Source organism: Paracoccus caeni, assembly GCF_016629665.1.
GTDB lineage: Bacteria > Pseudomonadota > Alphaproteobacteria > Rhodobacterales > Rhodobacteraceae > Paracoccus > Paracoccus caeni.
In genome coordinates this window covers 1,092,688-1,113,605 of record NZ_JAEPRQ010000001.1, presented here as the reverse complement: position 1 = coordinate 1,113,605, position 20,918 = coordinate 1,092,688, and the positions used below count along the sequence as shown (strand labels likewise).

Below are 20,918 nucleotides of genomic sequence, written 5' to 3'. Positions count from 1 at the left end.
CGTGACGTGAGGTCGAACCGGCCTTCCGTTCCGGCCCGGCCCGTGGCAAAGGGGGCGCGATCCCCTCGCTGAAAGGCCGCCAGATGATCCTCTACCCCGCCATCGACCTGAAAGACGGCAATTGCGTGCGCCTGTTGCGCGGCGAGATGGAGGCGGCGACGGTCTTCGGCACCGATCCGGCGGCGCAGGCGCGGGCGTTTCAGGATGCGGGCGCGGAATGGCTGCATCTGGTCGATCTGAACGGCGCATTTGCGGGCCATCCGGTCAATGCGGGCGCGGTCGAGGCGATCCTGTCGGCCATCACCGTCCCCGCCCAGCTTGGCGGCGGTATCCGCGACATGGCGACCATTGAAAGCTGGCTGTCGCGCGGGCTGTCGCGGGTCATCCTTGGCACCGTTGCCGTCGAAGACCCCGATCTGGTTCGTCAGGCTGCCCGCGCCTTCCCCGGCAAGGTCGCGGTCGGCATCGACGCCCGCGCCGGGCGTGTCGCCACGCGAGGCTGGGCGACCGAGACCGACGTGATGGCGACCGATCTTGCCCGCCAGTTCGAGGATGCGGGCGTCGCGGCCATCATCTACACCGATATTGACCGCGACGGCGCCATGCAGGGCCCGAACGTCGCCGCGACCGAGGCACTGGCCCGCGCCGTCTCGATCCCGGTCATCGCGTCGGGCGGGGTGTCGTCGATGGCGGACCTGAAGGCGCTGGATGCGACCGGGGTGATTGCCGGGGCGATCTCTGGCCGGGCGCTCTATGACGGGGCGATCGATCTGGCCGAGGCGCTGGCCGCGCTGAAATAGCCCCTGCAACCTGCCCGGCCCTGCCGCGTTGATCTGCGGATCGGAGCCGGGGGCAGCATGGACGACAACAGGATCAGCATTGCCGTGATCGGCGCAGGACCCCGCGCGCTTGGGGCGCTGGAGGCGCTGGCGCGGCGGCTGAAGCACTCGGATCACCCGGTCGGCATCGACATCTTCGACCCCGACAGCGATCCCGGCGCAGGCCCGAATTTCATGCCGGATGACAGTCCGCTGATGCTGCTGAACCTGCCTTTGCGCAATCTCGATCTGGGGCAAGCCTCCGCCTTTCCCGATCTCACCGACTGGCTGGCCCCGGCGCTTGCATCGCCCGAACGCTACCCGCCCCGCGCCGAGATCGGCAGCTATCTGGCGGCCCGGTTCAACGCCCTCGCAACCACTTCCCTGCATCTGCGCGTGATCCGAAACCGAGCGACCGCTTTGCATCGTGTCGGCAACCGTTGGCATATCGAGGCGGGCCGCATCCACGGCCCCTATGATGAAGTTCTGTTGACGCAGGGCCAGCCGGAAAGCCTGCCCGACGATCAGCTACGCGGCTGGCAGGATCATGCGGCAACATCCCCTGCCGAGCTGCTGAACGCCTATCCCGGCACGCGGCTGCTTGATGCAGCGCAGAACTGGGCCGGGCGGGTGGTGGCGATCCGTGGCCTTGGCCTCTCGACGCTGGATGTGATGCGCCTGATGACCATCGGTCTTGGCGGGCGGTTCAAGGATGGCCGCTATCACCCCTCAGGGCGCGAGCCGTCGCGGATCATCCCCTTCTCGCCCGATGGTCAACCGCCGATCCCGAAACCCGCCAATGCCGCGCTGGATGCACTATTCGAGCCGACCGAGGCCGAAACCGCCGCCTTCCGCGATGCCCTGCAAACGGCGATCCGCGGCGGGTCCGATGACGCCACAAACCGCCTTTGCGCGGCTTTCGTGACCCCCGCCACCCGTATCCTTCGCCAGACCGGCGGCGATGTGGATGCGCTTCACGACTGGCTGGAGACCGAGAAAACCGATCCCGGCACGCAGGACAGCCGCGACACCGCCAGCGCGCTTCGCTCCGGTCTGGCCGAGGCGAACGGCACAGCACCGCCCTCGCCCGGCTATGTCACCGGACAGTTGATGCGAAAATGGCAGAACGAGTTGCGGAAGGGTTTCAATCCCGCCCGGATCGCGCCCGAAACCGCGAAGGCGATCATCGGCTTCGATGAGGGGCTGAAGCGCTATTCCTACGGCCCGCCGGTCGAAAGCGCCGCCGAATTGCTGACCCTGATCGAGGCCGGGCTGGTTCAGCCCCGCATCGCCGGAGAGGATGACGTGACCACGACGCCCGACGGCTGGCAGCTTGACCGCGACGATCCCGACAGTGCGACCGGGATCATGGTCGATGCCGTCCTGCCCTCTCCCGATCTGGCGAAGGTCAGCGATCCGTTGCTGGCGGGACTGCTCAAAAAGGGGCATATCAAGCCCTTCGCCGATGGGCTGGGTGCAAGGACCGATGCCGATGGCCGGGTGGCGCCGGGCCTGTCGCTTCTGGGTCGCATGGCGATTGGCAGCGTCATTGCGGTCGATTCATTGCATGATTGCTTCGGTGCCACCGCCGACCGCTGGGCCAAGGCGGTTCTGGCCCGAACCTGACCACGCTTGCCCCACCATGCCGGGACGGCTACCACCGTCGCAACGTCCGAGGTGCCCCATGCCCTTCCTGCCCGACCGCCGCGCAGTTCTTGCCAGCCTTGGCCTGCTGGCCTCTGCCGGACGCGTCAGCAAGGCCACGGCGCAGCCCGCGCGCTCGGACGCCGATCGCCCCGCCGAGATCATCGACGATCCCCGCGTCAGCAGTTTCGAGATCGGCCCCGACGACGGCAATTGGCGGATTTTCATCGGCCTGCCCTCGGCCCCCGCGCCCGAGAACGGCTATTCGGCGCTGGTCGCGCTGGACGGCAATTCGCTGTTCCCTCGGCTCTGGCACCACCGTGAACGCGAGGCACCCGATGCGCCCGTCGTACTGGTCGGCATCGGCTATCCGATCAAATCCCGCATCCATATGGAGCGGCGGATGTTCGACCTGACCTCACCCGAGATGCAGCCGGTCGAGCCTGCGCATTTCACCGGGCGTGGTCCGGGCGATTACAGGACCGGCGGCCGCAGCGCCTATCTGCGCCAGATCGAAACCGCGATCCTGCCCGGCCTGCACCAGCGCGTGAAGATCGATCCCGGCAATATGACGCTGTTCGGTCATTCGCTTGGCGGTCTCTTCGCGCTGCACGTCCTTTTCGCGCGCCCGACGCTGTTTTCGCGCTACGTCGCCGCCGATCCCTCGATCTGGTGGAACGCGAACGAGGCGCTGCGCGAGGCCGAAGCCTTCGCGGGCGGCATCGCCGCTGCGGGCGGCAGGCTGGAGCCGGCGCGCGATCTGCTGATCTCGACCTCGGGCCGCCGATCCGATGGCGGCAGAGCGGCCCCGCGCACGGACACACCCCGTCTGATCGAGAACCTGTCACGGCTGGACGGGCTGAATGTCACCTACAGCCCGCATCCTGATGAAACCCATGGCTCGCTGGTCGAGCCTGCCGCACTGGAAGCGCTGAGGCTGCATCTGGGCCGGCCTCTCTGAGCTTCACCCCTCGAACGGAAAGCCCTGCGCCAGAACCGCGTCGGCCATGCCCTGCGGCATCGAGCCACTGATACGACCATGTTCGCCGCCAAGTCGGGTGCGCAGGAAAGCCCCGGCATTCGGGTCCCCCGCCTGCAACAAGGCCGCCGCCGTCAGAAGCAGCGCCGTCCGCTCGGCGAACCAGCGCGCCTCGGCCTCGGGGACGCCGTGCTTCCAGCGCGCGCGATGATCGCGAACCGCAGCGGCAAAACCCGGATCAAGACCTGCCGCCGCCTCGAACCGCGCCGACAGCACCTCGGATGCCAAAGGATCGCGGGCCAGCGTCCGCAGCACGTCAAGGCAGATCACATTGCCCGAGCCTTCCCAGATCCCGTTCAACGGCGCCTCTCGGTAAAGCATGGGCAGCGGCGTATCCTCGACATAGCCCATGCCGCCCAACACCTCCATCGCCTCGACCACGACCAGCGGGCACAGTTTGTTCGCGATGTATTTCGCCAAGGCAACGCCGATCCGCGCAAAGCTGCGGTCGTGATCGCTTTCGCCGTCGAAGGCCCGCGCCACCTCAAGCCCCAGCATCAGCGAGCCTTGCCAGTCCAGCGCCAGATCGGCCATCACCGCGCGCATCAGCGGCTGGTCGATCAACCGCTTCTGAAAGGCGCTGCGATGGGCGATCCAGTGATGCGCCTCGCGCAGCGCGGCACGCATCAAACCGGCGGGCGCGATGGCCGTGTCCAGCCGGGTGTGATGGACCATTTCGACAATGGTGCGGATGCCGTCACCCTCACCGCCCACCTGCCACGCGAAGGCGCGGTGATATTCGATCTCGGCCGAGCCGTTGCTGCGATTGCCAAGCTTATCCTTCAGCCGCTGGATCTGGATGCCGTTGCGACCATCCTCCAGCCACCACGGCACCAGAAAGCAGGTCAGCCCCTTGTCGGTCTGCGCCAGCGTCAGAAAACCGTCCGACATCGGGGCCGAGCAGAACCATTTATGCCCGGTCAGCCGCCAGCCCGCGCCATCGCGTTCTGCCCGTGTGGTATTGGCCCGCACATCCGAGCCGCCCTGCTTCTCGGTCATCGCCATGCCCAGCGTGACCCCCGCCTTCTCTGCCATCGGCAGCACGCGCGGATCATAGTCCCGCGACAGCGCCTTGCCGTGCCAGTCACCCGGCAGATCGGCCTGCGCCAGAACCGGCACCGCCGCGTTGGTCATGGTCAGCGGACAGCAATGGCCGGGCTCGACCTGCGAGGCCAGATAGACCATCGCGGCATGCGCCTGATGCCCGCCGGTGCCTTGCCACGCGATGGACTGATAACCCGCCGCCGTCGAAAGCTGCATGAAGCGGTGATAGGCGGGGTGGAAATGCAGCTCGTCCAGCCGCCGACCACCCCGGTCGAAAAGGCGTAGCTCGGGCGGGTATCGGTTGGCGTCACGCGCAGCCTCGGCCAATTCGGCGCGGCCAAGCGCGGCACCATATGTCGCGAGTTCATCGGTCTTGGAAATCGCCGCCCGCAGCACCGGGTCATCGCGCCAGAGATCGCGGTCGCCTGCCGGTTCGGGCTGGTTCAGAACCTCATGCGTGCCCAGTTCGCTCTGGCCGCCTTGTGTCATCCGGTCCCCTCCCGAGATCTGGACGGGGAAAGACTAGGCCGGATCGGTCGGGAAGAACACCGTCTTGCCCTGCCGTCTAGGATCACGCCCCGACCCGCAACCGGGCATCCGCAGGCAATGGCGGTCGCGGCTGGGCCGGTGGTCGGTCTGACGTCAGATCTGCCGTTCCGGCAATTGCACCACCAGCCCGTCCAGATCCTCGGTCACCTTGATCTGGCAGGTCAGACGCGAACGCTCCGGGTCCGGCTCATAGGCGAAGTCCAGCATATCTTCTTCCATCGGATCTTTGCCGGGCAGGCGGTCCACCCAATCCGGGGCGACATAGACATGGCAGGTCGAACAGGCGCAGGCACCGCCGCAATCGGCGTCGATACCGGGGATGCCATTGTCGCGCGCACCCTCCATCACCGTCATGCCGGGCTTGACGTCAACCTCGTGGCGGGTGCCGTTATGCTCGATATAGGTGATTTTCGCCATGGCTAGGTATCCTTTGCTGCGCCAAGCGAGATAGGCCATCCGGGGCGCAAAGAAAAGGGGCGGCCCGGAAGGCCGCCCCGTCGTCACTTGGCCCGGTGCGGATCAGGAATCCGCGACCGGAAGAGCCAGAAAGCGCGGCTCGCCCTCGCGACGGATCAGCACCAGCAGCGATTTGCGACCGGCCTCGCGCGCCTCGTCAATCCGCGCCTTCAGATCGTCGATCGAGGTGACAGGCTGCTGACCCGCCTCGGTGATGACATCACCGGGGGCCAGACCCTTCTCGGCGGCGTCGCTTTCAGGATTGACCTCCTGAACGACCAGCCCGGTCGTGCCGTTGGGCAGCCCCATATCCGAGGCCACCTCGGGCGTGATCTGCCCCAGCTTCATGCCCAGAAGTTCCTCGGCACTGGGCTGCGCCGGGCCCTCAGTGCCCTGCCCGCCATCGCCACCCTCGGCGGTTTCGCGGCGGCCCAAGGTCACCTCAAGCGTCTCGGGGCCTTCGGTGCGTTGCACGACGACCTCAACCGTTTCACCCTCGGGCGCTTCAGCCACGCGGCGCACAAGGCTGCGGGTATCCTTGACCTCGTTGCCGTCGAAGCTGGTGATCACATCGCCCGAGCGCATCCCGGCATCCTTGGCCGGACCATCGGGAACATCCGTGACCATCGCGCCGGAATTGGCGGCCAGACCAAGCGCTTCGGCCATATCCGGCGTCACGTCCTGAATCTTCACGCCCAGCCAGCCGCGACGAGTCTCGCCAAATTCCTGAAGCTGGTTCACGACCGAGGACACGACGTTCGACGCCATCGAGAAGCCGATCCCGATAGAGCCGCCATTCGGCGACAGGATCGCGGTGTTCACGCCGATCACCTCGCCGTTCAGATTGAACAGCGGACCGCCGGAATTGCCCCGGTTGATCGCGGCGTCGGTCTGCAGATAGTCGTCATAGGTGCCCGAAAGCTCGCGGTTGCGGGCCGAGACGATCCCCGACGAGGCCGAGAAGCCCTGCCCCAACGGGTTGCCAAGCGCCAGAACCCAATCGCCGACACGCGCATCGTCCGAATCGCCGAACTGCACGAAGGGCAACGGATCGTCGCTTTTCACCTTCAGCAGTGCCACATCGGTGTTCGGATCGGTGCCGATCACCTCTGCTGGCAGTTTGGTGCCCGAATAGAACTCGATCTCGATCTCGTCGGCGCCGTCGATGACGTGGTTATTCGTCACGATGAAGCCGTCAGCCGAAATCACGAAGCCCGAGCCAAGCGCGTTCGAGCGTTGCGGCATACCCGGCCCACCGAAACCGGGACCGCCCGGCCCCATATCCGGCATGCCGAAATCGCGGAAGAGATCCGAGAAGGGGCTGCCTTCGGGGAACATCGGCCCGCCTTCGCCGCGCGTCGGCTGCGAGACGACGGCGGTGGTGGTGATATTGACGACGGCGGGCGCGACCTGCTCGACCAGATTGGCGAAGCTGTCGGGCATGACCTGCCCCGGCGCTGCCGGTTCGGCAGACTGACCAAGCGGTTCGTTGTTGTTTGCGGCTTCTTGCGCACGCTGGCTCGCCTCGGGCGACACATCGTCCTGCTGAGCCTGCTGCGCCTCTTGCGCACCGGCGATACCCAGTCCCACCGTGACGGCCAAGGCCGAGGCGGTCAGGAGATACCGAGGAGAAAGCGTCTTCATGCTGGATGTCCTCATCTTTCGCATTCTGCACCGGGCCCGACGGAGTCCGGAGACGTGTAGATATGAAGGAGATTAAGCGTCGCGTTGCAAATAAACCACGCTCTCGGAAAGTGAACTGATCGTGACTTTTGTTGCAGAAAGGGCGGATGATTGCCATCCGCCCTTGTTTCTGCTGATCAATTCGCTGCCGGAGCCTCTTCCCCGGCAGGTGCCTCGGGTGCCTGTTCCTCGGGCGCTGGCTGCTCTTCCGGCTGCGGCGCGGGGGCAGTTTCGCCTTCGACCGCCCCAGCTTCAGGCGCTGCGGCATCGGGTGCGGCGCCATCTGTCTCGGTGGGCGGGACCACTTCGGACGGTTGCTGCGGCGGGGCGGCAAGGCTTTCCGGCACCGGCGTCAGGGTGACGCCCGCCGACTCGCCCAGACGGTTGCCTTCGCGGTCGGTCACTTCAGGCGTGACCAGATCCTCATCCGCCGGGACCGGATCGGTCGGCGCGATCGAAATCTCGCCCGCCGAATTGCCGGGCGGCACCGGGGTTGGCGACGGATTGGCGCGGCTTGCCCCGTCATCGGAAAGGTAGGTGAAGAACTCACCATCCGGTTGCAGCACCAGCGAGCTGTTATCGCCGCGCAGCGCGCGTTGATAAGAGGTCATCGAGCGGGTGAAGGCGAAGAATTCGGGATCGCGGCCAAAAGCATCGGCATAGATCGCGTTCCGGTTGGCATCGGCTTCACCGCGAACGATCTCGGCCCGCTTCTGCGCTTCCGAGGTCAGCTCGACCACGGTCCGGTCGGCGGCGGCGCGGACACGCTGCGCGGCCTCGCCACCACGTGCGATCTCGTCTGCGGCTTCCCGTTCGCGCTCAGCCCGCATCCTTGCATAGGTTGCGTTCAGGTTCTGCTCGGGCAGGTCGGTGCGGGTCAGACGAACGTCGATGATCTCGACGCCCAGCCCGGCAGAATTGCGCCGCGCCTCGTCCCTGATCTGGTTGGTCAGCGCAGTCCGGTCATCCGACAGCACAGCGGTCGAAGGCACGGTGCCCAGCGTGTCGCGGATGGCGTTCCGGACGATCGGCTCCAGCCGGGTCATGGCGTTCTGAATACCACCGGCCCCGACAGCCTGACGGAAGCCCACCACATCGGTGATCCGCCAGCGCGCGAAAGCGTCCACCACCAAACGGCGGTCGTCCAGCGGCGTCACCTCGAGCGGGGTCGTCGGCAGGCCAAGGATACGGGCATCGAATTTCTCGACATTGTCCACGAACGGCATCTTGAAGCCCAGGCCCGGTTCACCCTTCTCGGTCACGACGCGACCGAAGCGCAGCACCAGCGCCTTTTCACGCTCGTCCACGATGAACAGGGATGAACTGACCAGCACACCGGCGACGATCAGCACCGGGATCAGCAACATCGATAGTCTGGAAGTCCTGCGGGCGGCCATCAGTTGTTCCCTCCGGTCGAATTGGTATTCCCGCCAGAGCGGCGCAACTGATCAAGCGGCAGATAGGGCACGACGCCCGACCCCTGCCCTTCGCCCGAGGCGAGCCCGTCCCCGATGATGATCTTCTCGACGCCGCCCAGAACGCCCTCCATGGTTTCCAGATACATCCGGCGACGGGTCACTTCCGGCGCCTTCACATATTCCTCGTAGATCGAGTTGAAGCGCGCAGCCTCACCCTGTGCGGTGTTGATCACCTCGGCTCGGTAGCCCTCGGCTTGTTCCAGCGTCTGCGCCGCGTCACCGCGGGCCTGTGCCAGAACACGATTGGCATAGGCATCCGCTTCCTTCTCAAGCGTGTCGCGCTGCTGCTGTGCGGCCTGCACTTCGCGGAAAGCGTCGATCACCTCGCTGGGCGGGTCGGCACGGTCAAGGTTGACCCGGATGACGTTGATGCCGGACTGATAGGCGTCCAGCGTCCGTTGCACCGACTCCTGAAGATCGTTGCCGATTGCGCCACGATCACGGTTCAGGATCGGGGCAAGCTCGCTACGGGCGATAATGTCGCGCATCGAGGATTCCGCCACCGCCCGGATCGTGTCGGTGGGATCGGCAAGGTTGAACAGGTATTTCTGGGGATCGTTGATGTTCCAGACGACCTGATATTCCATTTCCACAATGTTCTGATCGCGGGTCAGCATGAGGCCGCTATCGGATGCCCCCGCCGCGCCGGTGCCGATTTCGGTCACGCGCTCGTTGGTGACAGGGATCACCTCGGCGGTCACGACCGGCCATGGCGCGAAGTTCAGACCCTCGGTGCCGACGGCGATGGCGCGACCGAACAGGAATTCAACACTCTGTTCGTTGGTCTGGACGCGGTAGAAGCTGGAGAATGTCCACAGACCAAGCGCGACGAGTCCGCCGATGACGAAATGGGTGCGGTTCAGGCTGAACCCGCCGCCAGCCGGACGGCGCGGACCGTTCTGGTTGCCGCCGCCTCCGCCACCGCCCATCAGGACGCGCAGGCGTTCCTGGCCTTTCTTCATCAGTTCTTCGATTTCGGGCATCTGCTGCCCGCCGGGTCCGGGCCGTTGCGGCCCTTTCGGTGGCTGCTCTTGTCCCCAGGGGCGGTTTCCGGGACGCTTGTCGCGATCCCCGTCATCTCCTCCGCCGTTACCGCCACCGCCCCAAGGGCCCTGATTTGCCATCCGTTCGACCTTCCTTTCGACTTGTAATCTTCTAGCTGAAACTGGGGCAGAGGCCGGGAAAGTCAACCCACCCACGGCCTTGTGTCCGCCCCCGCCCTGCGACAGGGTGCCGCGATCAGGCCATTTCCGACTGCTCTGCCGTTTCGGGCCGGTGCCGGCGCGCGGGCTGGCGCATCGTCACCAGCTCCTCAGCCGCTGTCGGGTGAACCGCCATGGTCGCATCGAAATCGGCCTTGGTCGCGCCCATGGTGATCGGGATCGCCGCCAACTGGATCATCTCGCCCGCATCGGGGCCGAAGATATGGCAGCCCAGCACCTTGTCCGTCTCGGGATCGACCAGCAGCTTCATCAGCGTGCGAGAGGACTGTCCCGGAAAGGCCGAGCGCATCGGCCGGAACAAGGCCGCATAGACATCAACCGGGCCGCGCTCCTTCGCCTCCTCCTCGGTCAGACCGACGCTGCCCAGTTCATGCGGGCGCATATAGACGGCGCTGGCGATAAGATCATGGTTCACCTTGCGCGGTTTGCCCCCGAAAACGGTATCGGCGAAGGAATGACCCTCGCGGATCGCGACCGGTGTCAGGTTCACCCGATCAGTCACATCGCCCACCGCAAAGATCGACGGAACCGAGGTCTGCGACCATTCGTCAACCTCGACCGCGCCATTTTCAGTAAGCCTGACCCCGGTATTCTCCAGCCCCAGACCGGCGGTATAGGGCTTGCGTCCGGTGGCGCAGAAAACCGCGTCGAAAACCTCGCTGCTGTCGTCGTCAAAGAACACCCGCACCCGGTCGCCGGTCTTCTCCATCCGCACCGGGTTCGCGCCCAGCCGCAGATCGACGCCAATCGCCTTCAACTGCTCGGACGCCATTTCGCGCGCCTGCCGGTCAAAGCCACGCAGCACCGCATCGCCGCGATAGACCTGTACGGTATCGGTCCCAAGACCGTTCAGGATCGTCGCGAATTCACAGGCGATAAAGCCGCCGCCAATGATCAGCGCCCGGCGCGGCAGTTCGTCCAGAAGGAACAGATCGTCCGAGATCAGCGCCAGTTCTTCCCCCGGAATGCCCGGCAGCGCCGGGCGTCCGCCCACGGCGATCAGAATATGCTTGGCGGTCTTCAGCGTGCCATCGGCCAGTTCGACCGTATGATGATCGGCCAGCTTCGCGCGCTGGTGAAAAATCTCGACCCCGGCCCGTTCAAGCCCGGTCGTATAAGCCGTCTCAAGCCGGGTCAGTTCAAACCCCAGCTTTTCGTGGAACATCTTCCAGTCGAAATGCCCCAGTTCCGCCTCGCACCAGCCATAGCCGCGCATCTCATCGGCCAGAAGCGGCGCGGTCGAGGCAAAGACCATCAGCTTCTTCGGCACGCAACCACGGATGACGCAGGTGCCGCCCATACGGCTTTCCTCGGCCAGACCGACGCGGGCGCCATATTCGCTGGCCGCAATCCGCGCCGCGCGCACCCCGCCCGAGCCGCCGCCGATGACGAAAAGATCAAAATCGAAAGTCACTTGCTTCAGTCTCCTTCACCGGCGAGCCGATCAGCATCGATATCGGCATCGCGGTCCAGTTCCACAACCGTCCCGTCAGCCTTGCCGATGATTGCCAGATCGCAGATGCCAAGGAACAGCCCATGTTCGACCACACCGGGAATGGCGGCCAGCGCGCGGGCCAGCGCATGGGCGTCTGGAATCACACCCAGATGCAGATCGAGGATCAGGTTCCCCTCATCCGTCACCCAGGGGTCGCTGCCCTTCAGGCGCTGAAGCACCTCTGTCTGGCCCAGATCAAGGGTGTCCAGCGCGCGCCGGATCAGCTTGCGGGTCGTCTCAAAACCGAAATGCAGCACCTCGACCGGCAGCGGGAAGGCACCCAACTGATCCACGACCTTGCCGGGATCGGCGATCACCACCATGCGGTCGCTGGCCATCGCCACCACCTTCTCACGCAGATGCGCGCCGCCGCCGCCCTTGATCAGATGCAGATCGGGATCAACCTCGTCGGCGCCGTCGATGGTCAGGTCCAGCCAGCCGATCTCGTCCAAGGTTTCAATCTTGATTCCAAGGCTTTCCGCCAGATCCGTCGTCGCCTTCGAGGTCGCCGCGCAACGCAGGTTCAGCCCTTCGGCCTTCACCCGCTCGGCCAGGACCTGCACCATGATCGCAGCGGTTGAGCCGGTGCCAAGACCCAGTTTCATCCCGTCCCGCACCAGCGCCACCGCCGCACGGGATGCCGCAACTTTCGCGGGATCGGATTGCGATAGATCAGGCATCGGGTGCTCCTCGGGTTTGGGGTCGCGAGGGTTATAGGGGATGGCGGCGGGAAGGGCGAGACGGAATGGGCGCTAAATGTCCGCTGGACAAGCCCTTGCATGCAGCCTTGAAATCAGCGGCGAAGCGTCTTCTGCAAGGCGACCGCCCCGGACAGGAAAATCGCCAGCGCCGCCCCGATACCGGCCACGGTCGGGTTCACATAGCCCGACATGAAGATCGCCAAGAACACCGCCAGCCAGAAATAGACCGTGACCGGCGCAAGCAGCCAGAAGCGCAGGCCGCGCCAGCATTCGGTGCCGAAACCAAAGATGAGTTGGAAGACGGCAATCCCTGCCAGCGGCGAGATCCATGACAACGCGACCGACGGCCCGACGGGCAGCATCGTGCCGGATGTCAGCGCCTTCCCGGCAAAAAATACCATGAAGACCGCGCCAATCGCGAAGCCCACGACAAAGGCCAGAAGATAGATAGAATAGACAAAGGCGGAGCAGGGCCGGGTCATGCCGCACCTTCCTGTGCGCAGTGCAAATGCCCGCCGCGCCGAAGCGCGCGCAAGCCGCCCAAAAGCCGCTCGCTTGAAAGTGCGGCCGGACAGACCGGCAGGACGAAAGCGCCTTTCATAAAGCTCATACGTCAAAATCCCTTGTTCAAATGCAGCAGACTATTCCCGCGCCGTTGTCTCGGGCAAGATCACCGTGAAAGTGCTGCCTTTGCCGCGCTGACTGTCGATCCGCAGCCGTCCGCGATGGCGGTTGATGATATGTTTGACGATTGCCAGTCCCAATCCGGTGCCGCCCTGCGCGCGCGAGCGGTGCGTATCGACGCGGTAGAACCGTTCGGTCAGCCGCGGCAGGTGCATGCCGTCGATACCCTCGCCCCGGTCCTGCACATCGACCGCCCATGCCGGGCCGCGCATCAGCGGCTCGTATTCCACGCGGCGCAGACGGATGCCCAGATAGCCGCCCGAGCCGCCATATTTGATCGCATTCTCAAAGAGGTTCTGGAACACCTGCACCAGTTGGTCGGCATCGCCCGGCACACGCAGGCTTTCCGACATGCCCTCGGCCTCGATCACCACACCCGCTGCTTCGGCCACCGGGGTCATGGTGGCGACCACCCCCCGCAAAAGCAGGGCCAGATCAAGGCTGGCGGTGGGGCGGCGGCGTTCTTCGGACTGAACCCGGCTGAGCGACAAAAGCTCGCTGACCAGACGGTTCATCCGGCCCGCCTCGCGCTCCATGATGTCAAGGAAACGGTCGCGGGCCTTTTCGTCGTGTCGGGCGGGGCCGCGCAAGGTCTCGATAAAGCCGATCATCGCGGTCAGCGGGGTCTTCAACTCGTGACTGACATTGGCGACGAAATCGCGGCGCATCTGTTCGGCTTCCTCGGCCACCGACTGATCCAGCACGGCAATGGTCGCGCCCTTGCCCATGGCGGCGGGCAACGGTGCCACGGTGATCGCCGCCGTCACGTCGCGGCCGTCGGCGGTAATGACGGCGCGGATCGTGGCGATGCCTTCGGGCGGCGTCGCCAGTTCGGGATCAGGCGCGGGCGCGGGATGGGCGGTCGGATACAACACCCAGTCCACCGCCTCAACCACGGCAGGATGGCGCAGGACGGTGACGAAGGGCCGGTCGAGCAGGTCCGGGCCGAACAATGCCTCGGCCGCCGGATTTGCGGCAATGGTGCGGGCGCGGCCATCGACGGCCAGCATCGGCACCGGCACCCCGTCCAGAAACCCCGCCACCCGGCGTTGCGCGTCCCGAGTCATTCTGTAACCTCAGTCCAGACGCCGCAGGCCCGCGCGGAAGCGGGCGGCATTGGCGCGGTAGATTTCAGCGGATTTCAGAAGTTTCAACCGCGCCGCTTCATCAAGCTCGCGCACCACCTTACCGGGGGCGCCCATGACCAGCGCACCGGGCGGGATCTCCTTGCCCTCGGGGATCAGCGCCCCTGCCCCGATCAGCGCCCCCGCGCCGATCTTCGCGCCGTTCAGGATCGTCGCGCCCATGCCGACCAAAGCGCCGTCACCGATGGTGCAACCATGCAAGATCGCGCTGTGGCCAATGGTGCAATTGGCACCGATCAGCAGCGGAAAGCCGAAATCCGTATGCAGCGCGCAGAGATCCTGCACATTGCTGCCACGACCGACGCGGATTTCTTCGTTATCGCCGCGCAGGACCGCGCCCCACCAGACCGAGGCCTGTTCCTCCAACACGACATTACCCATCACCTGTGCGTCGGGCGCGACCCATGCATCGGCCCCTATCTGCGGCGCGCGACCGTCGAGTTCCCAGATCATGCGTCATCCTCCATCAGCTTCTTCACGAAAGCCCCAAGGCCGGCCCGGCGGTCGCGACGCAGCCGTTCGGCGGTCAGGATCGCACGCAGATCGGCTTCGGTCCGGTCCAGATCATCATTGATCAAAACGTAATCATATTCCGCCCAATGGCTGATCTCGGCCCGGCTTTTCTGCATCCGGCCTGCGATCACCTCGTCGCTGTCCTGCCCGCGCGCGCGCAGGCGCCGCTCCAGCTCGGGCAAAGATGGCGGCAAAACGAAGATCGACACCACATGCCCGCCAAGCGCCGAGGCGCGGATTTGCTGGCCACCCTGCCAGTCAACGTCAAAGATCGTATCACGCCCCTCGCGCATGGCCTTTTCCACCGGCTCGCGCGGGCTTCCGTAAAGGTTTCCAAACACTTCGGCATGTTCCAGCATCTGATCGGCGCGGACCATATCGCGAAAGGCGTCAGGCGCGATGAAGTAGTAATGCTCGCCGTCCACCTCGCCGGGACGCGGGGGACGCGTGGTCGCCGAGACCGAGAACCGCAGGCTGTCGTCCCAATCCATCAGGCGCCGGGCCAGCGTGGATTTTCCCGCGCCAGAAGGCGAAGACAGGATGATCAGCAGGCCGGTATGATCCATCGGCGGGTCCCTTTTCTGCAAGTTCGCTGTGCAGGTTGCCCCGCAGGGCATGGACCAGCCACCGCCCACGGTCAAGCGGGAGCGAAAGTTCAGTTTTACAATCCCAAGTTGATGTGATCGACAGTGTTTCTGCTAATGATGAAAATTTCGATCACATTTCTTAACTAATCATTAGGAATCGACTCGGCAGATGGACCCAAAAGAGGCTAATCTGACTTTATGTTTGTCTAAGCGGCTCGATATGTCCGGGCTGTATGAGTGCTGGTTAGTCGAGGGATGATTTTTCGTGAGTGACAGACATGAAGACGAGCAAGGCGAAAATCGACCTGAAGATGTGCAAGATCGCGGCTCGGCGCAAATATTTCGCATGGCTGATTTCGATCCCGCAAGACCCACGCGAATTGTCGCTGAGATAAAGGCGTATTGGCAGGGATTGCGGCGTGGAAAAACAATTCCGTCGCGTGCTGATATCGACCCGAAAGGCATGCATCGCGTGCTTGATCACGCCTTCATTCTGGAACGGATGGCACCCGGTGCGGCGCGGTTTCGTCTTGCCGGTCGGCATCTGATCGATCTGATGGGGATGGAAGTGCGCGGGATGCCGCTTTGCGCGGTGATGAACCCCAGTTCGCGGGGGCGGCTTTCCGATGTGCTGGAAGCCGTTTTCAAGGCACCGCAACTTGCCGATCTGACCCTTCATGCCCGCGCCGAATATGGCCGCCCCGAGATCTCGGCCCGGCTTTTGCTGTTGCCACTTCGGTCCGATCTGGGCGATGTGACGCGGGCTCTTGGCTGTCTGGCATCCGAAGGGCGCGTTGGCTTTGCCCCGCGTCGCTTCGACCTCATCGGAGAAGAGATGCAGCCGGTCATCGAAGGCGGCCGCACGATCGAGCCGTCTCCCTCCTGCTACCGCCACCCTTCTGCGACCCTGACATCGCGCGTGCGCAAACAGGGCCCGCACGGGATGGATTCGATGAACCTGCGCCAAGCCCCGGTCCTTGATGCAGGCGGCCACGATCCGGTGACGCAACCGGAAGAGCGGCGGGCGCTATTTCGGATCGTTTCGACCAAGGACGACGCGCATAGTTGTTCGCAGGGCTAATTCGGCTCTGTTTCGCGGTAGTTTCGACGATGCGTTGTCAGCGCCGAAAAAAGCTTCATGTTTGAAATGTCAGCCGTGACTCGCGTTGGCGTACCGAATAAATTTTCATGACATGAATTATATTTATCCACATATTATTATCTTTAAATTAAATCACTCAGAGGAAATAATGGCATCCTTGCTGTCTGATTTCCATTGCTCACGGTGACATTTCGAAGATGAAAAAACATTACGTGAATTTGCTGGCTGTCTCTATTTGTGTAACGCTTCCTGGTGCAATGAAGGCTGATGAAAATCGGCTTCACGATGTCGCGGCAATCGAAAGCTGCCTTCTGGATCAGTCCGACAGAAATATTGCGCTGGCGCACTGCACGGGAACCATCGTGAAGACCTGTCGGGACGACCAAACGTCCTCAGCCACGGACATGGACTGCACCGATCGCGAGACCGAGGCATGGGTGGCGGTCTATGAGCAAAGCAGGGACAGCCTTCTGCGTTCCGCCCGACTTCAGCGGATCGACGGCGCGATGGACGCGCTTCACCAAAGCATCTCCGAGTTCGAGGCGAGCCTGTATCGATCCTGCCCGTTCGCGGTCGGTCAATGGCCGGCAGAGGCGCTTTTACGCAGATTGAGCAGCTTTGACTGTGTCAGGGACGCAGAGGCACAGCGCGCGGTAGAGTTCCATTTCTGGGACCGGGACATCCGCCATCTGTCGGGGCAATGACGCCCCGTTCAAACAGTGTCCGGCATCGCTGATCCTCGCCGATAGATCCCGCCGGGCATGGGCGCCGCCCGCCCCTTCGATGCAACCATCATCTCACGCTCCAGCACAAAACCGAAACGCTCCAACAGGTTGCGGGACGGAAGATTGTCCATGAAAGCCTCTGCCTGCAGTGTTTCGGGGGCGAAGCGGGCGTCGATTTCATTCAGGAAGGCGGGCAACATCTCGCGGCCTATCCCCTGCCCCAGCATGGCCGGATCGAGGAAATAGAAGATGCTTGGCGGATCGCCCGCGCTGATACCGATCGAGCCAATGACGCGGCCTTGGTGGCGAACCACCAGCCGGATCGGCGGGGTCAGCGCATCGGTGCGCAGGATCGCCTCGGCCTCGGACAGCGGCATACCGGGCCAGAAGCGCAGCAGCATCGAGGCAATCCTCGGCTCGGTCGCGATACGGTAGAGATCGCCAAGATCCTGCGGCTGGTAGGCATCGATCAGCAACCGCTCGGTCGTGATCCGAATGCCGTGATGTCGGGCAAAATCGTCGCGTGTCAGGGTCAGCGTGACCGAGCCGGAATCATCCTCTATCGGCGGTTGGTCAAAAACGAAGCCCAAAGCGTCAAGCAACCGGGCGGAACGGTGATTGTCGGCGCGGCGACGGGCGCTGATGGTCCTGCTGCCATCGCGGAACCGCCGTGACAGCGCCAGAACGGCGGCGCGGGTCCCGACGCCCTGCCGCTGAAATTCGGGCGCGATCCAGATGCCGAAACTGTCGCTGGCACGGACAGTGCCCGCGACACGATCATCGACCCTCACCACATGCTCACAAGGCCCGGCAGCGGCGACAAAGCGCAACGCATCTTCGCGATGATAGGGCTGCGGCACCGCATCAAGCCACGCGGAAACGTCAGGATCGTTCAGAACCGCAACGAAATCATCGGCATCCGCAGCCTTTGGCCGCGAAAGCCTGACCCGGTCCGCGCTGCGGGCGGCAGACATTACTGCGCCGGAACGACACGGACCGCGCCGCCCTCGGCCGAAAGCGCAATCTGACCCGACACAAGCCGCATCGCGTCATTGCCGAACACCTCTGCCCGCCAACCCTTAAGCGCAGGCAGATCACGCTCACCCGTCGCAATCGCGTCCAGTTCACTGGACGAAGCGATCAGGCGCGGCGCAACGCCGGTCGCATCGGCCTTGGCCTTCAGCAGAACCCGCAGCAGATCGGACAAGGCGGCATTACCGGGCCTGCCCGGCTCTTCGCGCTTGGGCTGCGGCAGATCGCGCGCGTCGAGCCCGGCTTTGACCGCAGTCAGAATGCCATTGGCGATATCGCCCCGCCGTGCGTCGCGCAACAGCAGCCGCGACCGGCCAAGGTCCGCCTCGGATGCAGGCTTGGTCGAGGCGATCTCGATCATCGCATCATCCTTGAACACCCGCGAACGCGGCACATCGCGTTCCTGCGCAAAGCTTTCGCGGAACTGTGCCAACTCTCGCAGGATCGCAAGGAAACGCGGCGAATTGGTGCGGGTGCGGACCTTCAACCAAGCCTCTTCAGGGCGGTTGGTATAGGTCTCGGGGTCTTTCAGAATCGCGACTTCCTCATCCAGCCAGCTTTCGCGACCGTTCTTCTTCAACTCGGCCGACAGAAATTCGTAGATGCTGCGCAGATGGGTCACATCGGCAAGCGCATAAGCCTTTTGCGCGTCCGAAAGCGGACGGTGTGACCAGTCGGTGAAGCGCGAAGACTTGTCGAGATTGGCGCGGGCTATCTTGCGAACCAGCGTCTCATATCCAACCTGCTCGCCAAACCCGCAGACCATGGCAGCGACCTGCGTGTCGAACAGCGGCACCGGAAACAGTTCGGCGTCGTGGAAGAAAATCTCCAGATCCTGACGCGCGGCATGGAACACCTTCACCGTGCCCTGATGCCGGAAGAGATCGTAGAGCGGTTCAAGCGACAGATCGGGGGACAGCGGATCAATCAGAACCGCGTCACCTCCGGTCAGCTTCTGTGTCGAGGCAGGCGGCAAGGCCAACTGGATCAGACAAAGCTTTGACCAATAGGTTCTTTCGCGCAGAAACTCGGTGTCGACGGTGACGTAGGGCTCGGCTTTGGCAGCTTCGCAGAACTTCGCAAGGTCTTCGGTTCGGGTAATCGTGATGATGTCGTCAGTCATAGGGCTCGCGTTCAGGCTCGGCGGTTCGTCCGCCAGAGCGACAGCCATAAGCCCGCCTTGGAGCATATGGAAGCGGCCTTATGCGTATCCGGTAAAATTTGCGCCAAATAATGCCGGTTGCGTGGGATTTCATGTCGCAAAGGACACCACCTGCGTGCCAGCCGGGCAACATGCAGGCGGGTTTCACGCTAAAATAGCGTAATCAGGGTCTTCTCCAGGGGCATGCTTGCGCCCTTGGCAACGCAGGAATCTCCGCGAGAATGTGAACTGACCTGTCAACCGCACGAACTCTTAGAAACCTGAAAGATATGCAATGCGCTGAAATTGAAGATTATTGATGATCGAGGCCATAAGGTTCGAACTCCCGTCCGACGGTATCCAAAACCGTCAGGCATCGCCTGCGAGCATCAACGCCTCGTCAGCGATACCCTCTGCCAATCGCGCAGTCACTTGCACGAGATTTCCCCGTAGCGCATGGTCGCAGCGCGGATAATCTGGAGTCGGGATGCCCCCTTTCAATGCCAGACACGAGATCTCGGAATTGATCCTTCGGGTGGCTCTTCGGGACAGGCGTGCCTTTGACAGCCTCTACACCGCCACCTCAGCGAAACTTTTTGGCTGCTGCCTTCGTGTGTTGAAGGACAGGTCCGAGGCTGAGGAAGTGGTGCAGGAGGTATTCGTCAAAATCTGGCTGAAAGCCGATAGGTTCGCAGTGACCGGGCAAAGCCCGATGTCCTGGCTGATCGCGATTGCCCGGCATCAGGCCATCGACCGGTTGCGCGCGCGGCGACTGCGCGTGTCCGGTCTTGAGGATGCCGCGCTGGAAGTTCGTGATCCCGCGCCGGGACCAGAGGCGCAGGCGGTCGCGTCAGCCGAACGACGGCAACTCGACGGTTGCCTTGGCGAACTTGAAGCGGGCCGGGCCGATGCGGTGCGCGCGGCTTATCTTGAGGGTCACAGCTATGCCGATCTGGCGGCTCGCCATGACGTGCCGCTGAATACGATGCGAACCTGGCTCAGGCGCAGCCTGATGCGGCTGAAGGAGTGTCTGCAAAGATGAGCGACACCGAACTGGATCATGATTTTCCCGAAGGCGGTGACGACATTCTTGCCGCCGAATTTGTGCTGGGCGCGCTGCCCACTGACCAGCAGGCCGTGCTTGCACACCGGGTCGAAACCGATACGGCCTTTGCCCAGCTTGTCGCAGAATGGGAAGAGCGACTGTCGCCCATGGCCGAAGGCTTTGTTCCGGCGGATCTGCCGCCCGCGGTCAAACGCGCGCTGGATCTGCGGATGTTCGGCGCGCCTGTGGCCGGGACGGGCCTTTGGTCCAGACTGGCGCTTTGGCGCGGGTTGGCGGTTGCGGCGACGGCGGCTTTCCTGCTGGCGGTGATGATGCCCATCCTGCAGCCTGCCCAGTCAACGGCCCATCTTGCCGCCTCGCTGACTGCCGAGGGCAGCAGCGTCACCTATCTGGTGCTTTACGATTCAGCCACCGGCAGCGTCAGTCTGGCCCATATGACCGGCGATCCGGTCGAGGGGCGCGACTTTCAGCTATGGGTCGCGCATGGATCGGAGGCTCCGGTGTCTCTGGGCGTGATCCCTGCCGGGGTTTCCACGCGGGTCGAGATTGCAGACCAGCTCCGCGCGCTGATGACCAATGCCGCGCATATGGCGATCAGTCTGGAACCGCCCGGCGGCTCGCCGACCGGGCAGCCGACCGGCCCGGTTCTGGCCGTGGGCGACCTGCTGGACATCTGATGGCAGAAAAATCGCAGCGTCCCGAGAAAAAATCTCCGGGCGCTGAAACTATCTGAAACCGATCTTCGTGTCTTCTTCCGTCCCCCGATCAACGGGCGACGTTTCCGGGAGGAAGT

The 20,918-nt window shown here is 63.9% G+C and carries 20 protein-coding genes and 1 tRNA gene; 7 read left to right on the top strand and 14 right to left on the bottom strand.

Annotation, left to right across the window (positions count from 1 at the left end; genetic code table 11):
• Positions 1-83 precede the first annotated feature (83 nt).
• From hisA to JJJ17_RS05265, 3 genes are read left to right on the top strand one after another with little or no spacing between them, the layout of a single operon-like run.
• On the top strand, positions 84-800 hold the full coding sequence (gene hisA, locus JJJ17_RS05275) for a 1-(5-phosphoribosyl)-5-[(5-phosphoribosylamino)methylideneamino]imidazole-4-carboxamide isomerase (RefSeq protein ID WP_200684279.1): 717 nt from the start codon (positions 84-86) through the stop codon (positions 798-800).
• A 57-nt stretch (positions 801-857) separates the two neighbouring features.
• Complete coding sequence (locus JJJ17_RS05270) at positions 858-2,444, top strand: FAD/NAD(P)-binding protein (protein WP_200684278.1); 1,587 nt, start codon at positions 858-860, stop codon at positions 2,442-2,444.
• A 58-nt stretch (positions 2,445-2,502) separates the two neighbouring features.
• The gene (locus JJJ17_RS05265) at positions 2,503-3,423 is read left to right on the top strand and encodes an alpha/beta hydrolase (protein ID WP_200684277.1); all 921 of its coding nucleotides are present in this window, start codon (positions 2,503-2,505) and stop codon (positions 3,421-3,423) included.
• A gap of 3 nt (positions 3,424-3,426) precedes the next feature.
• Here JJJ17_RS05265 and JJJ17_RS05260 read toward each other — a convergent pair whose 3' ends face one another.
• From JJJ17_RS05260 to gmk, 11 genes are all read right to left on the bottom strand, one after another.
• Positions 3,427-5,034, bottom strand: coding sequence for an acyl-CoA dehydrogenase family protein (locus JJJ17_RS05260; protein ID WP_200684276.1), 1,608 nt, complete (start codon positions 5,032-5,034; stop codon positions 3,427-3,429).
• Between the two features lie 153 nt (positions 5,035-5,187).
• Complete coding sequence (locus JJJ17_RS05255) at positions 5,188-5,511, bottom strand: 2Fe-2S iron-sulfur cluster-binding protein (RefSeq protein WP_200684275.1); 324 nt, start codon at positions 5,509-5,511, stop codon at positions 5,188-5,190.
• A gap of 102 nt (positions 5,512-5,613) precedes the next feature.
• Positions 5,614-7,194 (bottom strand): Do family serine endopeptidase, encoded by a 1,581-nt coding sequence (locus tag JJJ17_RS05250; RefSeq protein ID WP_200684274.1) that lies wholly within the window; start codon positions 7,192-7,194, stop codon positions 5,614-5,616.
• A 176-nt stretch (positions 7,195-7,370) separates the two neighbouring features.
• On the bottom strand, positions 7,371-8,630 hold the full coding sequence (hflC, locus tag JJJ17_RS05245) for a protease modulator HflC (RefSeq protein ID WP_200684272.1): 1,260 nt from the start codon (positions 8,628-8,630) through the stop codon (positions 7,371-7,373).
• The gene (gene hflK / locus JJJ17_RS05240) at positions 8,630-9,835 is read right to left on the bottom strand and encodes an FtsH protease activity modulator HflK (RefSeq protein WP_200684270.1); all 1,206 of its coding nucleotides are present in this window, start codon (positions 9,833-9,835) and stop codon (positions 8,630-8,632) included. Before hflK ends, hflC begins: the two co-directional genes overlap by 1 nt.
• 115 nt (positions 9,836-9,950) lie before the next feature.
• A complete protein-coding gene (gene gorA / locus JJJ17_RS05235; RefSeq protein ID WP_200684268.1) occupies positions 9,951-11,348 on the bottom strand; it encodes a glutathione-disulfide reductase in 1,398 nt (465 codons plus the stop codon).
• A 5-nt stretch (positions 11,349-11,353) separates the two neighbouring features.
• On the bottom strand, positions 11,354-12,109 hold the full coding sequence (gene rpiA / locus JJJ17_RS05230; protein ID WP_200684266.1) for a ribose-5-phosphate isomerase RpiA: 756 nt from the start codon (positions 12,107-12,109) through the stop codon (positions 11,354-11,356).
• A gap of 113 nt (positions 12,110-12,222) precedes the next feature.
• Positions 12,223-12,612: a hypothetical protein gene (locus JJJ17_RS05225; RefSeq protein WP_200684264.1), complete on the bottom strand. Its 390-nt coding sequence runs from the start codon at positions 12,610-12,612 to the stop codon at positions 12,223-12,225.
• Between the two features lie 159 nt (positions 12,613-12,771).
• Positions 12,772-13,881, bottom strand: a complete 1,110-nt coding sequence (locus JJJ17_RS05220) for an ATP-binding protein (RefSeq protein ID WP_200684262.1) — start codon at positions 13,879-13,881, stop codon at positions 12,772-12,774.
• 9 nt (positions 13,882-13,890) lie between these two features.
• Positions 13,891-14,412: a gamma carbonic anhydrase family protein gene (locus tag JJJ17_RS05215; RefSeq protein WP_200684260.1), complete on the bottom strand. Its 522-nt coding sequence runs from the start codon at positions 14,410-14,412 to the stop codon at positions 13,891-13,893.
• Entirely contained in the window at positions 14,409-15,038 is a 630-nt protein-coding gene (gmk, locus tag JJJ17_RS05210) for a guanylate kinase (RefSeq protein WP_200684258.1), read from the bottom strand. Before gmk ends, JJJ17_RS05215 begins: the two co-directional genes overlap by 4 nt.
• A 367-nt stretch (positions 15,039-15,405) precedes the next feature.
• Here gmk and JJJ17_RS05205 point away from each other — a divergent pair, with 367 nt between their 5' ends.
• On the top strand, positions 15,406-16,140 hold the full coding sequence (locus JJJ17_RS05205) for a PAS domain-containing protein (RefSeq protein ID WP_200684256.1): 735 nt from the start codon (positions 15,406-15,408) through the stop codon (positions 16,138-16,140).
• A gap of 218 nt (positions 16,141-16,358) precedes the next feature.
• Complete coding sequence (locus JJJ17_RS05200) at positions 16,359-16,865, top strand: hypothetical protein (RefSeq protein ID WP_200684254.1); 507 nt, start codon at positions 16,359-16,361, stop codon at positions 16,863-16,865.
• Between the two features lie 8 nt (positions 16,866-16,873).
• Here the strand turns inward: JJJ17_RS05200 and JJJ17_RS05195 are convergent, their stop codons facing one another.
• From JJJ17_RS05195 to JJJ17_RS05185, 3 genes are all read right to left on the bottom strand, one after another.
• Complete coding sequence (locus JJJ17_RS05195; RefSeq protein ID WP_200684252.1) at positions 16,874-17,860, bottom strand: GNAT family N-acetyltransferase; 987 nt, start codon at positions 17,858-17,860, stop codon at positions 16,874-16,876.
• The gene (gene rnd / locus JJJ17_RS05190) at positions 17,860-19,041 is read right to left on the bottom strand and encodes a ribonuclease D (protein ID WP_234463875.1); all 1,182 of its coding nucleotides are present in this window, start codon (positions 19,039-19,041) and stop codon (positions 17,860-17,862) included. Before rnd ends, JJJ17_RS05195 begins: the two co-directional genes overlap by 1 nt.
• Positions 19,042-19,382: 341 nt before the next feature.
• Positions 19,383-19,459: transfer RNA gene (locus tag JJJ17_RS05185), tRNA-Pro, on the bottom strand.
• A gap of 87 nt (positions 19,460-19,546) precedes the next feature.
• On the opposite strand from JJJ17_RS05185, the gene JJJ17_RS05180 reads away from it, so the two are divergent.
• Both JJJ17_RS05180 and JJJ17_RS05175 read left to right on the top strand, forming a co-directional pair.
• The gene (locus tag JJJ17_RS05180; protein WP_200684250.1) at positions 19,547-20,101 is read left to right on the top strand and encodes a sigma-70 family RNA polymerase sigma factor; all 555 of its coding nucleotides are present in this window, start codon (positions 19,547-19,549) and stop codon (positions 20,099-20,101) included.
• Positions 20,098-20,802 carry an anti-sigma factor gene (locus tag JJJ17_RS05175; protein WP_234463874.1) on the top strand — a complete coding sequence of 235 codons (705 nt, stop codon included), beginning with the start codon at positions 20,098-20,100 and terminating at the stop codon, positions 20,800-20,802. Before JJJ17_RS05180 ends, JJJ17_RS05175 begins: the two co-directional genes overlap by 4 nt.
• Positions 20,803-20,918 lie beyond the last annotated feature (116 nt).

Bases quoted from the DNA above. Each gene is read 5' to 3' on its own strand.
- JJJ17_RS05205 (WP_200684256.1), top strand. From the start codon at position 15,406: ATGGCTGATTTCGATCCCGCAAGACCCACGCGAATTGTCGCTGAGATA.
- JJJ17_RS05270 (WP_200684278.1), top strand. From the start codon at position 858: ATGGACGACAACAGGATCAGCATTGCCGTGATCGGCGCAGGACCCCGC.
- JJJ17_RS05180 (WP_200684250.1), top strand. From the start codon at position 19,547: ATGCCCCCTTTCAATGCCAGACACGAGATCTCGGAATTGATCCTTCGG.
- rnd (WP_234463875.1), bottom strand. From the start codon at position 19,041: ATGACTGACGACATCATCACGATTACCCGAACCGAAGACCTTGCGAAG.
- JJJ17_RS05215 (WP_200684260.1), bottom strand. From the start codon at position 14,412: ATGATCTGGGAACTCGACGGTCGCGCGCCGCAGATAGGGGCCGATGCA.
- JJJ17_RS05195 (WP_200684252.1), bottom strand. From the start codon at position 17,860: ATGTCTGCCGCCCGCAGCGCGGACCGGGTCAGGCTTTCGCGGCCAAAG.
- JJJ17_RS05255 (WP_200684275.1), bottom strand. From the start codon at position 5,511: ATGGCGAAAATCACCTATATCGAGCATAACGGCACCCGCCACGAGGTT.
- hflC (WP_200684272.1), bottom strand. From the start codon at position 8,630: ATGGCCGCCCGCAGGACTTCCAGACTATCGATGTTGCTGATCCCGGTG.
- gmk (WP_200684258.1), bottom strand. From the start codon at position 15,038: ATGGATCATACCGGCCTGCTGATCATCCTGTCTTCGCCTTCTGGCGCG.
- JJJ17_RS05175 (WP_234463874.1), top strand. From the start codon at position 20,098: ATGAGCGACACCGAACTGGATCATGATTTTCCCGAAGGCGGTGACGAC.
- JJJ17_RS05250 (WP_200684274.1), bottom strand. From the start codon at position 7,194: ATGAAGACGCTTTCTCCTCGGTATCTCCTGACCGCCTCGGCCTTGGCC.
- hisA (WP_200684279.1), top strand. From the start codon at position 84: ATGATCCTCTACCCCGCCATCGACCTGAAAGACGGCAATTGCGTGCGC.
- JJJ17_RS05260 (WP_200684276.1), bottom strand. From the start codon at position 5,034: ATGACACAAGGCGGCCAGAGCGAACTGGGCACGCATGAGGTTCTGAAC.
- JJJ17_RS05265 (WP_200684277.1), top strand. From the start codon at position 2,503: ATGCCCTTCCTGCCCGACCGCCGCGCAGTTCTTGCCAGCCTTGGCCTG.
- rpiA (WP_200684266.1), bottom strand. From the start codon at position 12,109: ATGCCTGATCTATCGCAATCCGATCCCGCGAAAGTTGCGGCATCCCGT.
- JJJ17_RS05200 (WP_200684254.1), top strand. From the start codon at position 16,359: ATGAAAAAACATTACGTGAATTTGCTGGCTGTCTCTATTTGTGTAACG.
- JJJ17_RS05225 (WP_200684264.1), bottom strand. From the start codon at position 12,612: ATGACCCGGCCCTGCTCCGCCTTTGTCTATTCTATCTATCTTCTGGCC.
- JJJ17_RS05220 (WP_200684262.1), bottom strand. From the start codon at position 13,881: ATGACTCGGGACGCGCAACGCCGGGTGGCGGGGTTTCTGGACGGGGTG.
- hflK (WP_200684270.1), bottom strand. From the start codon at position 9,835: ATGGCAAATCAGGGCCCTTGGGGCGGTGGCGGTAACGGCGGAGGAGAT.